This window comes from Actinomycetota bacterium (genome assembly GCA_030774015.1).
GTDB lineage: Bacteria > Actinomycetota > UBA4738 > UBA4738 > JACQTL01 > JALYLZ01.
The window spans coordinates 17,498-29,217 of the sequence record JALYLZ010000042.1 but is presented as its reverse complement, the minus strand read 5'-3'; the positions used below and the strand labels follow the sequence as shown (position 1 = coordinate 29,217).

Annotated in this window: 12 protein-coding genes and 1 pseudogene; 10 read left to right on the top strand and 3 right to left on the bottom strand. The window is 70.7% G+C overall.

The features are described from left to right. Positions 1-306: 306 nt before the first annotated feature. The 3 genes and pseudogenes from rplJ to M3Q23_04030 all read left to right on the top strand — a co-directional run bounded on the left by rplJ (position 307) and on the right by M3Q23_04030 (position 1,647). Complete coding sequence (rplJ, locus tag M3Q23_04040; protein MDP9341282.1) at positions 307-957, top strand: 50S ribosomal protein L10; 651 nt, start codon at positions 307-309, stop codon at positions 955-957. Between the two features lie 21 nt (positions 958-978). After that, positions 979-1,362 (top strand): 50S ribosomal protein L7/L12, encoded by a 384-nt coding sequence (gene rplL, locus M3Q23_04035; protein MDP9341281.1) that lies wholly within the window; start codon positions 979-981, stop codon positions 1,360-1,362. A gap of 144 nt (positions 1,363-1,506) precedes the next feature. Further along, positions 1,507-1,647, top strand: a pseudogene (locus M3Q23_04030) (helix-turn-helix domain-containing protein). Between the two features lie 309 nt (positions 1,648-1,956). Here the strand turns inward: M3Q23_04030 and M3Q23_04025 are convergent. Further along, entirely contained in the window at positions 1,957-2,946 is a 990-nt protein-coding gene (locus M3Q23_04025; GenBank protein ID MDP9341280.1) for a GDP-mannose 4,6-dehydratase, read from the bottom strand. 114 nt (positions 2,947-3,060) lie between these two features. Beyond that, positions 3,061-4,773, bottom strand: a complete 1,713-nt coding sequence (locus M3Q23_04020) for a polysaccharide biosynthesis tyrosine autokinase (protein ID MDP9341279.1) — start codon at positions 4,771-4,773, stop codon at positions 3,061-3,063. 189 nt (positions 4,774-4,962) lie between these two features. On the opposite strand from M3Q23_04020, the gene M3Q23_04015 reads away from it, so the two are divergent. After that, complete coding sequence (locus M3Q23_04015) at positions 4,963-5,277, top strand: acyl carrier protein (GenBank protein ID MDP9341278.1); 315 nt, start codon at positions 4,963-4,965, stop codon at positions 5,275-5,277. Here the strand turns inward: M3Q23_04015 and M3Q23_04010 are convergent. After that, positions 5,274-6,317 carry an alpha/beta hydrolase gene (locus tag M3Q23_04010; protein ID MDP9341277.1) on the bottom strand — a complete coding sequence of 348 codons (1,044 nt, stop codon included), beginning with the start codon at positions 6,315-6,317 and terminating at the stop codon, positions 5,274-5,276. The two genes, M3Q23_04015 and M3Q23_04010, sit on opposite strands and share 4 nt — an antisense overlap. A gap of 410 nt (positions 6,318-6,727) precedes the next feature. On the opposite strand from M3Q23_04010, the gene M3Q23_04005 reads away from it, so the two are divergent. Genes M3Q23_04005 through M3Q23_03980 form a run of 6 tightly spaced genes read left to right on the top strand, consistent with a single transcriptional unit; the run spans position 6,728 to position 11,720 of the window. Then, entirely contained in the window at positions 6,728-7,030 is a 303-nt protein-coding gene (locus M3Q23_04005; protein ID MDP9341276.1) for a helix-turn-helix domain-containing protein, read from the top strand. After that, complete coding sequence (locus M3Q23_04000) at positions 7,030-8,001, top strand: NAD-dependent epimerase/dehydratase family protein (GenBank protein ID MDP9341275.1); 972 nt, start codon at positions 7,030-7,032, stop codon at positions 7,999-8,001. The genes M3Q23_04005 and M3Q23_04000 overlap by 1 nt, the downstream gene beginning before the upstream one ends. Then, complete coding sequence (gene neuC, locus M3Q23_03995; GenBank protein ID MDP9341274.1) at positions 7,998-9,155, top strand: UDP-N-acetylglucosamine 2-epimerase; 1,158 nt, start codon at positions 7,998-8,000, stop codon at positions 9,153-9,155. Before M3Q23_04000 ends, neuC begins: the two co-directional genes overlap by 4 nt. Further along, positions 9,155-10,009, top strand: a complete 855-nt coding sequence (locus tag M3Q23_03990; protein MDP9341273.1) for a sulfotransferase — start codon at positions 9,155-9,157, stop codon at positions 10,007-10,009. The genes neuC and M3Q23_03990 overlap by 1 nt, the downstream gene beginning before the upstream one ends. Further along, complete coding sequence (locus M3Q23_03985; GenBank protein ID MDP9341272.1) at positions 10,006-10,770, top strand: acylneuraminate cytidylyltransferase family protein; 765 nt, start codon at positions 10,006-10,008, stop codon at positions 10,768-10,770. The genes M3Q23_03990 and M3Q23_03985 overlap by 4 nt, the downstream gene beginning before the upstream one ends. Beyond that, positions 10,767-11,720 carry a class I SAM-dependent methyltransferase gene (locus tag M3Q23_03980; protein MDP9341271.1) on the top strand — a complete coding sequence of 318 codons (954 nt, stop codon included), beginning with the start codon at positions 10,767-10,769 and terminating at the stop codon, positions 11,718-11,720. Before M3Q23_03985 ends, M3Q23_03980 begins: the two co-directional genes overlap by 4 nt.

Here is an 11,720-nt window from a genome sequence, read left to right as displayed (position 1 = left end):
ACGAGGAGATGGCCGCGATCGGCCCGCGCATCAAGGGCCACAGGTTCCACGGTGAGTGGAACTACACGATCGTTCCGCCGTCGGGCCACCGGCTAACTACAGTCATGTAATTCCGTTCCGGAGCCTTAGCACCGGGGTGTGACACTCTCGGATGGGACCGCTACGCTTGTGGCGCCGCAGACAGCAGGGGCGGAAGCGTAATCCCGGCGCGAGCCGGGCACCTGCCGAGGCACGAGGCCGACGCCTCCGCCTGTCTGTCGCGGGGGCGTTTTTCGTTTGTCCGTTCGTCCGGACGAGGAAGGCGACATGCCGAAGACGGAGAAGGTCGAGAAGGTCAGGGAGCTCACCGAGCGAATCGAGGGCTCCCAGGCGGTGTTCCTCACCGACTTCCGGGGGCTGACGGTGCTGGACGCGACGGATCTCCGTCGGTCCCTCCGCCAGACCGGAACCCGGTTCGCGGTGGTGAAGAACACGCTGATGAAGCGGGCCGCCGGCGAGGCTGGGACCCCCGAGCTGGAAGTGTTCCTGGAGGGCCCGACCGCGGTCGCGTTCGTGGACGGGGACCCCATCGCCGCCGCCAAGAGCCTGGTCGAGGCCATCCGGCGGTACCGCACCATGTCGATCAAGGGCGGCTACATGGAGGGCCGGGTGCTGTCCGCCGAGCAGGCCCAGGCCCTGGCCACCACGCCGCCGCGTGAGGTGCTGCTGGCCCGCCTGGCCGGCCTGGCGAAGTCGGAGATGTCCCGGGCCGCCTACATGTTCCAGGCCCTCCAGAGCCGGTTCCTGTCGGTCCTGGAGGCGTACAAGGAGAAGGTGCCGGGACCGGCGGAGCCCGAGGCGTCCGCCGCGGCGGAGCCGGAACCCGCAGCGGAGGAGGCAGAGGCGGGGGCCGGCGACGAAGAGCCCAACAGTGAGAGCGAGCCGGAGGCGGAGGCCTCCGGTGAAGGAAAGGAGTGACGAGCGGTGGCCACGAAGAAGATGAGCACCGAGGACCTGCTGGACCAGTTCAAGGAGATGACCCTCCTGGAGCTCTCCGAGTTCATCGGTAGGTTCGAGGAGGCGTTCGGTGTCCAGGCCGCCATGGCCACGCAGGTGGTCGCGGCACCGGGCGCGGGAGGAGGTGGCGCCGCCGCCGAGGAGGAGGAGGAGCAGACGGAGTTCGACGTCGTCCTCCAGGCTGCCGGCGACAAGAAGATCCAGGTCATCAAGGAGGTCCGGGCCCTCACCAACCTGGGCCTGAAAGAGGCCAAGGACCTCGTGGACAGCGCTCCCAAGCCGGTGCTGGAGCGGGTCCCGAAGGAGCAGGCCGACGCGGCCAAGGAGAAGCTCGAGGCCGCCGGGGCGTCGGTCGACGTCAAGTAGTCCATCCGGAAGCGCCGCGGAGATGGGCCGGCCCGCGCCGGCCCCTTCCGTTTGGGTGGGGGCAGCCGGAACGCCCCGGAGCGGTCGGAGTGGAATGTTACACTCGCGCGGTTCGCCGGGGTCGGTCTGCTATCGGGGGGGCGCGTGAGGGAGGACCACAGCTTCGGTCAGCGCTTGCGAGAGGTCCGGCTCCACGCCGGGCTGTCCCAGTCGGCCCTGGAGGAGCGCAGCGGCATCCCCAAGGCCCGGCTCTCCCGGTACGAGAACGGGCACGTGCTTCCCTCGATCGAGACCCTGGCCCGGCTGGCGTCGGCGCTCCAGGTGTCGGAGGCCAACCTCCTGGGGGACCAGCGGGCCGCGCTGGACCAGTTCTACAACGTGCTGCTCCAGCGGGGGGTGCGGGTGTACTCGATGGAGCAGAGCGTGCGGCTGGCCAACGCCGTCGCCGACATCATCGAGGCGCTGTGCTCGGCCACGGAGACCCCCATCGCGGGCGCCGCCCAGCCCGTGGCGTCGGCTGCTCTGGCGTCGGTCCAGGGCGTCCTGGAATCGACGGAGGCGCCCGCCGTGCCCGTCCCGCCGGCCTGAGCGGAGTTACGCCCTGGGCAGGACGGACGCCTGGAGGCGCTGGCGCTCCTCCGCCACCACGTCGCCGATGATGTCGTCCAGCGAGCGGGTGGGCTGCCACCCGGTCAGCTCGTGGACGCGGGTGATGTCCGGGACCCGGCGCTGCATGTCCTCGAACCCCGGCTCGTAGGCCTCCTCGTAGGTCAGGAACCGGATCCGGGAGCTCGACCCCGCCAGCTCGATGACCCGCTCGGCCAGGTCGCGCATGGTGATCTCCCCCGAGCCGCCGATGTTGTAGGGCTGTCCCACCGCCTCCGAGTGTGCTACCAGACCCATCAGCCCGGCCACCGTGTCGGCCACGTGGCAGAAGCAGCGCGTCTGGAGGCCGTCCCCGTACACGGTGACGTCCTCGCCCTGGAGGGCCTGGCGCACGAAGCGGGGGATGACCATCCCGTAGCTCCCGGTCTGCCGGGGCCCGGAGCAGTTGAACAGGCGCGCAACCACAGTCGGCGTTCCATGCTGGCGCCAGTGCTCGTACGCGAGGACCTCGTCGACCACTTTGGACGTGGCGTAGGCCCACCGAGCCTTGGACGGCGAGCCCATGATCCGGTCGGCGTCCTCGTGCAGCCGATCGGAGGTGTTCTTCCCGTAGATCTCGGAGGTCGAGGTGAGCAGCACGCGCGTCCGGTGCTCGCTGCACGCGGACAGGACCGTGCGGGTCCCCTCGACGTTGTTCTCGATGGCCCGCAGCGGGTCGCGCACCACGAGCTCGACGCCCACGGTGGCCGCCAGGTGGATGACCGCGTCGGCCTCGGCCACGAGCTCCCGGACCAGGGCGGAGTCCAGGACGGACCCCGTGACCAGGCGCGCGGTGCGCCCGTCCAGATGCGTGCGGATGTTCTGGTCGCTGCCGGTGGACAGGTCGTCGAGGATGGTCACCTCGTGGCCGTCCCGGACGTAAGCGTCGGTCAGATGGGAGCCGATGAAGCCGGCTCCTCCCGTGATCAGGTAGCGCACGATTCCCCTCACTCTCCGGCCGGCGCCCCCGGTGGAACCGGGGTGCGGGCAGCGTCGCGAAACGTCACGGTCGGAGTATCGGCGCGGGCGGAGGGGGCCTGAAGGTTCGGGGGATCAGGTCGCGTCGGGCAGGTCGAGGTCGGCCTCGGCAGCAGCCTTCTGGGCCTTCTTGCCGCGTCGGGAGAACCTGCTCTTGTGGGCGTCGCCATTGGTGGAGACCTTGCCGTCCTGATCCTGGAGCTCCGCGTAGTGATAGTAGTAGTAGTAGTAGTACGGGTAGGCGCCGGCCTGGCTTGGGTCGAACTTGTTGAACACCGCGCCGATGACCCGCGCCCCGGCGTTCTCCAGCTGGTCCCGGGCCTGGACCGTCGCCGTACGGCTGGCGGTGTCCGCGTCCACCACGAACAGCGTCCCGTCCACCCGGGCGCTCAGGATGGAGGCGTCGGCCACGGCCAGCACGGGCGGCGTGTCGATGATCACGAAGTCCGCGAACTCCTGGACCTGTTGCAGGAACTCGCCCATCCGGTCGCTCTGGAGCAGCTCGGCGGGGTTCGGCGGCACGGGACCGCTGGGGATGACCCGCAGGTTCGGGACACCCGGGTCCTTCACGGCCTGCCACACGGGGACCGAGTCGGCCAGCACCAGCGACAGGCCCGCCTCGTTCGACACGTTCAGGAACCGGTGGACCCGGGGCCGCCGGAGGTCCGCGGACACCAGCACCACCCGCCGGCCGGCCTGGGCCAAAACGATGGCCAGGTTGGCCGAGGTGGCGGTCTTGCCGTCGCCCGCCGTGGCGCTCGTCACCAGGATGGTCTGGAGGTCCCCTTTCGTCGCCAGGAACTGGAGGTTGGTCCGCAGGGTCCGGTAGGCCTCGCTGACCGGGTTCTTCGGGTCGGTCAGGGTCACCAGGAAGGCATCGTCACCCCGCTTCCACTTGGAGATGCGAGGCACAGTGGCCAGGACGGGCGCGCCCAGCCGGCGCTCCAGCTCCTGGCGGGTGCGGATGCTGTCGTCGAGGCGCTCCCGCAGGAAGGCCAGGCCGATGCCCAGGCCCAGTCCCAGCACGAAGGCGAACGCCCCCGTCCGGATGTGGTTGGGGCTGACCGGCGAGGTGGGGACGTTGGCCGTGGCGATGACCTGGCCCCCACCCTGGGTGATCGGAGCGGTGTTGAGGTATGTCGTCAGCTGCTGCTGGAGCACCGCGAGCTGGGCGATCTCCTGGCTCTGCTGCGTCTGGAGCGAGGCCAGCTTGCTGCGATCGGGCTTCTTCTTGGCCTCGAGGGCGGAGATCTGCTTGCTGAGCTGTCTGAGCTTGGCCTGGCTGGTGTCGATCTGGGTCTGGAGGGTGGCCGCGGCCTGCGCGAACGACGCCAGGGCCTGCTCGCGCCGGTACTCGAGATACGCCTTGGCGAAGGCGTTGGCGGCCTGGGCGGCCAGGGCCGGGTTGGGGCTGCGGTATGCGATCCCGAGGACGGTCGTCCCGTTCACGATCTGGACCTTGAGGCCGTGCAGGAGTCCCTGGGCCGGCCTTCCCGTGAAGCCGAGGTCGGCGGCCGCGATCTTCGCCACCGCCTGGGTGGCCACCAGCTGGGCCTCGGTGGGCAGGTCCACCTGCTGGGGCCCCCCGACGCTCTGGAGAGGGTTGAGGACGAACGCCTGGACCACCACCCTGGACTGGGCCTGGTAGATGGGGGTCTGGCGGAACGAGTAGAACAGGGCCGCGCCCGTCAGGATGGCGGTAATCAGGATGATGCTCCACTTGCGCGTGCGGAGTACGCGCAGGTATTCCTTCAGGTCGGTCTGATGCTCGGTATGGGAGTGTTCCACCAGGTGGACCTTCCTGCCCTCCAGGGGCCTCGTGGGCCCGAGTCTATCGAACGGTCCCTAAAGGGTCGACCTTTCCGGCAACACAGTGCCGGCGAACCTCGGCGGCCAAGGATAGCCAGGCCGATCCGGAGTGACAAGCGCTCAACGGCGTAATCTCCTCCCCGACGGACGGCGCGTGCGAAGCGCGCCGTGCTTGTGGTAGATGACAACCCGCTGACCATCGAGATCGAGGAGAGCCGGCCCATGAGCACACAGGAGAAGCTCCGTGGCTTCATCGTCGAGGAGCTCCAGCCCGAGGCCACCGCGAACGAGCTGACCGACGACTATCCGCTCCTGACGAGCGGGGTGATCGACTCGATCGGCATCTACCAGATCGTCGGGTTCGTGGAGAGCGAGTTCGGCGTCGAGATCGCCGACGAGGAGCTGGTCGAGGACAACTTCGGCACCATCGGCGACCTGGCGGCCCTCATCGAGGGGAAGCGGCAGGCCCCCGCGAGCAGCTAGAAGGTCGGTCTACGGAAGTAGGCCCTTGCCCACAGCCCCAGCACGACGACCACCGCCACGCCGATCCCGACGAACAGGAAGACCTTCGAGCCTCCGCTTCCCCGGTGGGCCGGCGGGGAGGAGGCCGGCGGGGTCGGCGCCGGACTCGAGGTGGCGGAGGGCGTTGGGGACGGGGTCGGTGGAGGCGTCGTCGCCGGCGTCGTGCCGGCCGACACGACGCAGGCCCTCGCCGGCGCGCTGGGCGTTCCCGTGTAGTCGGCCACGTAGTGATTCAGGAACCGCAGGGTCCGGACATTGACGGCGTGGAAGTAGGAGCCCGGCGGGGGACGGAAGAACTCCACGGGGACGTGTGCGGCCCGCAACAGGCCGGCCATCTCGGTGTACTGCGCGGCGGGGAACGGCTCGGCGGGGTTGAGGGCCATGAGGAAGGGGGCCGAATCCGGACTGACGTGGGCGGCCGGGGACGCTGCCGTGAGGAGCGCGTCCACGTTGATGCCCGGGGTCCGGTGGCCAACCGCGTACGAGAAGACCGGACCCCGCGTCGTGGGCGCCTGCTGCACCAGGTTCAGCAGGTCCATCGGACCGGACAGGGAGGCCACCGCGGCGACCTGCCCGCCGGTCGTCCCCCGGCCGCAGCTCGTGCCCAGCGAGCCCGCGATCGTCCCTCCGGCGGACGTGCCGGCCGCGCCGATGCGCGTGGGGTCGAGGTTGAACTCGTCCGCGTGGGCGCGCATGTAGGCGAGAGCCTGGATGGCGTCCTGGACCGCCGCCGGATACGGGAATTGGGGGGCCAGGCGGTAGTCGATGGTGAACGCGACGTATCCGTGCACGGCCAGGAAGCGGGCCAGGGGAGCGAGGTGCGCTCGACCCCCGGCCCGAAACTGCCCTGGGTGGGCGAGGAGGACGCCCGGATGGGGTCCGGCCCCGTGGGGGAGGTAGACGTCCATGGCCAGGGTCTGCCCGTTCACGGTCTCGTAGGGCACGTCCTTCTGCGACGTGATCGGGCCGGCCGCCAGGGCCGTTCGCGATGCCGGTCCCACCGCCCCGATCCCCAGGACGACGAGAAAGGCCGCGGCGGGAGCCGCGAACCTGTGCCGGAAGGTCTTTCTGGTGGATGGCTGCATGGGACGGGCCGGCCTCGATCGGAGGGCCGGTCGCGGAAGGCTAGCATCGGTCGCCGCAAAAGGTCCCCCTTCCGGAGGGCGGACCCGCGGACCCGGTGAACGCGGTGGCGACGCTACGCCCGGGGGACCTTGACACCCCGGGAGCACGCCCCTAGGGTCTGCGCAACCGGTGCCTTACGCGCGCCTTGTCCCATTGGTTCGATGCGTGCGTTGTGTGCGATTCGATCCGAACAGTGCATCTCGTCAGCCCCATCCCGTCGAGCGGGCCGGGCGCGGTTTCCCGCGCCGGCGGCGGCTGCGGGTCGGAAGGAGCGTCCATGGAGAGCGTGCGGGCTGACCTCGTGACCACGGTGACGGGTGCCGAACGAAGGCGGCTCATCGAGTCCCTTCGCCCCTGGCTGGGGAGCTTGCTGTTGGCCCTGGGAGAGGAGGACCCGGTGCTGTCGTCGCGGGAGGTCGCCCTGCTGTTCCGGGTGTGCCCCGCCACCGTCCGCCGGTGGGCGGACACCGGGCGGTTGGAAGCGATGCGGACGCCGGGCGGGAGATGGGTGTTCTCGCTGGCGAGCGTACGGCGGGCCCTCGAGTCCTTCGAGCCCAACGGCCACGCCGCCTCGGAGCCGCTGGCCTGATGGCGAACCGTGCGATGTCGGGAGACGGGACCGCCCTGGTGACCGGAGGGGCCGGCTTCATCGGCTCGGCCATCGCCCGCACCCTGGTCGCCGAGGGCCGGGAGGTCCGGGTGTTCGACAACTTCCTGACCGGGTTCGAGGAGAACGTGCCGGCCGGGGCCACCATGGTGCTGGGGGACCTTCGGGACCTCGACGCGCTGAGGGCGGCCTGCCGGGGCGTCGACGTGGTCTTCCATCAGGGGGCCGTCCGGAGCGTCCCCCGCTCGATCGACGAGCCGGTGCTGGTGGAGCAGTGCAACGCCGCGGGCACCCTGCACGTCCTGGTCGCGGCGGAGGAGGCGGGGGTTCGCCGGGTCGTCTACGCGTCCAGCTCGAGCGTCTACGGCGACTCCACCGCACCGGTCAACCAGGAGGACATGCCCACCGACCCCCGGTCGCCGTACGCCGTCAGCAAGCTGGCCGGGGAGCAGTACTGCCGCGTGTGGACCAGGGTGAAGGGCCTGTCCACGGTCTCGCTGCGGTACTTCAACGTCTTCGGGCCCGGCCAGCACCCCGAGTCGAAGTACGCCGCCGTGTTCCCCGCGTTCATCAAGGCCCTGGCCGACGGAACGGCTCCGGAGGTCCACTGGGACGGGGAGCAGTCCCGGGACTTCAGCTACATCGACGACGTCGTCCGGGCGAACCTCGCGGCGGCCGCGGCGGACGGCCGGGCCGACGGCGCGGTGATGAACGTGGGCGGGGGCCGGCCCAAGACCGTGAACGAGGTCCTGCGGGCCGTCTCCGACGCGATGGACACCTGGATCGAGCCGGTGACCACGCCCATGCGGGCCGGGGACGTCCGCCACACGCGTGCCGACATCAGCCGGGCCCGCGAGCTGCTGGACTGGGAGCCCCGGGCCGACTGGAAGGATGCGGTGGAGGCGACGGTGCGGTGGTTCCGGGAATCCGTGTCGGAGCGGGCGGCCCGGTGACCGCGCGCCGGATCTGCGTCGTCGTGACGGCCCGGCCCAGCTACGCGCGCATCAAGACCGTCCTGGAGGCGGTCCGGGACCACCCGGGGCTCGAGCTCCAGCTGATCGTGGGGGCCTCGGCCCTGCTGGAACGGTACGGCCCCGCCATCGACGTCATCCGGGCCGACGGGTTCCAGCCCGACGCCGTCGTGTACATGGTGGTGGAGGGCGAGAACCTGGTGACCACGGCGAAGTCCACCGGCCTGGGCGTGGTGGAGCTGGCCACCATCTTCGACAACCTGAAGCCCGACGCGGTGATCAGCGTGGCCGATCGCTACGAGACCATCGCCACGGCCATCGCCGCCTCCTACCTGAACATCCCCGTCGCCCACGTCCTGGGCGGCGAGGTGACGGGATCGATCGACGAGAAGGTCCGCCACGCCGTCACCAAGCTGTCCAACCTGCATTTCGTGGCGAACCAGCAGGCTGCCGACCGGGTGATCCGGATGGGGGAGGACCCCGAGTCGGTGTTCGTGACCGGGTGCCCGTCGGTGGACCTCGCCGCGCGCGTGATGGCCGAGCCCGATGACGGGTTCGACCCGTTCGAACGCTACGCGGGAGTCGGCCACGAGTTCGACCTGGACTCCGGCTACGTGGTGGTGATGCAGCACTCCGTCACCACCGAGTACGCCGACTCCCAGGCCCAGATCGAGGAGACCATCGCCGCCGCCCAGGAGCTCCGCTCGGCCACCTTCTGGTTCTGGCCGAACGTGGATGCCGGCTCCGACCTCATCTCGAAGGGGCTCCGGATCTTCCGGGAGACCCACGACCTGCCGTTCCTGTACTTCTTCAAGAACATGGCCCCCGAGGACTTCCTGCGCCTGCTGCGTGGGGCGACGTGCCTGATCGGGAACTCCAGCGTGGGGATCCGCGAGGCCGCTCACATGGGCGTGCCGGTGGTGAACATCGGGAGCCGCCAGTCCGGACGGGACCGAGGCCCGAACGTCCTGGACGTGCCGCACGACCGGGTCGCCATCGTCGAGGCCGTGCGCAAGCACATGGCCAACGGGCCGTGCCCGAGGTCCTCCCTGTACGGCGACGGGAAGGCCGGGGTGCGCATCGCCGCGCTCCTGGCGGAGCAGCCGCTCCGCATCGACAAGCGGATCCGCTACTGATGGGGTCGTCGATCTCGGCGCTGCCGGCCCGGGCGTGGGGCCGGGCCCGGCGGACCACCCGGCGGGCCGCGAAGTACGCCGGCCAGCTGGGGACGGGGCGGCGCGGCCGGGCGGCCCCGGTGTTCGTCCTGGGGTGCCAGCGCTCGGGCACCAACATGCTGCTGGCCGTGCTCGAGGCCAGCCCGGAGACGTGGACGTACAACGAGGACAATCCCCGGGCCTTTCGGCGGTTCCGGCTTCGGGATCTGGAGCGGATCTCCTGGCTGACCGAGCGGGCCCGGTGCCGGTCGGTGGCGTTCAAGGCCCTGTGCGACTCGCAGCACGCCGACCGGCTGCTGGAGCGCTTCCCGCAGGGCAGGGTGGTGTGGCTGCTCCGGGACTGCGCCCCGGTGGCGGACTCGGCGGTGCGCAAGTGGGGGGATGGCCAGCTCCGCCTGGTTCGCCGGATCGCGGGGGATGCGCCGTTCGACCACTGGCTGGCGGAGCGGGTCCCGGAGCCCCGGCGCGAGCTGGTCCGCGAGCTTGTAGCCCGAGACCTGTCGCTGCACTCCGCCGCGGCGCTGAAGTGGTACCTCCGGAACGAGCTGTACTTCGACCGGGAGCTGGACCGCGTGCCCGACCGGGCCATGCTGGTCCGGTACGAGGACGTGGTGGCCGATCCGGAGGCGCGGTTCGCCGAGGTGTTCCGGTTCGCCGGCCTCGGGTTCGACCCGGCGTTCGTCCGGGAGGTATCGGGGGATCGCCGCGGTCCCGAGCCGGACATCGACCCCGAAGTCCGGGAGTTGTGCGACGATCTGGCCGCCCGGCTGGACCGGGTGCTCCAGGACCAGCGGGCGCGGTCGGGGGCCCGGTGAGCGTCGGGGGCGGCGTCGGAGGTAGCCTCTGGAACGGCCCCGGGGGGGCCCGGACGCTGGCGGTCATCCCCGCCCGCGGCGGGTCCAAGGGCGTGCCCCGGAAGAACGTGCGCCCGGTCCTGGGTCGGCCGCTGCTGGCCTATACGGTGGACACTGCCCTGGCCTCCCGGGACCTGTTCCACGACGTGGTGCTCTCCACCGATGACGAGGAGATCGCGGAGGTGGGGCGGTCCCTCGGCCTGGAGGTGCCGTTCCTCCGTCCGCCGGAGCTGGCCGGGGACAGCGTCCCCATGGTGCCGGTGCTCCAGCACGCCGTGTTGTTCGTGGAGCGCCGTGACGGCTTCCGGATGGACTGGGTGCTCCTGCTCCAGCCGACGGAGCCGTTCCGGACCGTGGAGGACGTCGAGGCCGCGATTCGGCTGGCCGGGGAGGGCGGGTGCGACTCCGTGATCAGCGTGGTCCAAGTGCTCGCGGTCCATCCGATCCTGATGAAGCGGATCGAAGGGGACCGGCTCCTCCCGTACTGCGTGGAGGAACGGGAGGGAACGCGCCGGCAGGACTACGACCCCCCGGCGTACATGCGAAACGGCGCCGTCTACCTGACCCGGCGGGACGTGCTGATGGAGCGGGGTTCGGTCTGGGGCGACGTCATCCGTCCCATGGTCATGCCCCCGGATCGATCGGTGAGCGTGGACAGCGAGCTGGACCTGAAGCTGGTGGAGATCATGATGGCGGAGCGAGCCGGGCAGGAGCGGGTGTGACGGCCGACCTCGCAGCGATCCGAAGCGCCACCGCCGGCCTGTTCGGTGACCTGTGGCACCGCTACGACGATCCACTGTTCGAAGAGTCTGTCGGGCTGTTCGGCCGCCGGTTCGAGGCGAACGGGTTCGACCTGCGGTGGTTTCGGGGGAAGCGCTGCCTCGACATCGGATGCGGCGGGGGACGGTACACGGTGGCCATGGCCCGGCTCGGCGCCCGGCTGGCCGTGGGATGCGACATCTCGACCTCCGGGCTCACGGATGCAGCCCGGCGCGCGGAGGGCCTGGAGGCCGTGCGGTTCCTGGCGGCCTCCGCGCTCGGCCTGCCATCCCGAGAGGAGGCATTCGATTTCGTGTGTTGCAGCGGTGTGCTGCACCACACGCCCGACCCGGAGCTCGGCCTGCGAGAGCTGGCGCGGGTTCTGCGGCCGGGTGGGCGCTGCTACCTGCTCCTGTACGGCACCGGCGGGCTGCGGTGGCCCACCGTGGTCCGGGCCCGGCCGTTCGCCCAGGCGTTGGGGTACGAGGCGGTCGATCGGGCCATCCAGCGGGCCGGCCTGCCGGCGAACAAGCAGCGGACGTTCCTGGACGACCTGTTCGTACCGATCATCGAGTTCTTCACGTGGGATCAGGTTCGGGAGATGCTGTCCGCGGCCGGTCTCCAGGATGCGGAGCGATGGGAGCGAGGGAAGCTCGACCACGAGGAGAGCGTGAGCGTGCAGCGGGCCGAGCTGGAACAGCTCCGGCTGGTGTTCGAGAAGGCCCGGGCGGGGGCGGAAGAAGCCGGGACGGCCCGTGATGCCATGGCGGCCCGTGACGCCGTGGCCGAGGCCCTCGCTCAGCTGGACACGGCGGAACAGGCATTCGCGGCGGGGCGCATCGACCGGGGGGAGCTGGCTCGCACGGTGTTCGGCGAGGGGCACCACCGGGTGCTGGCCGTGAAGGGGAGCTAG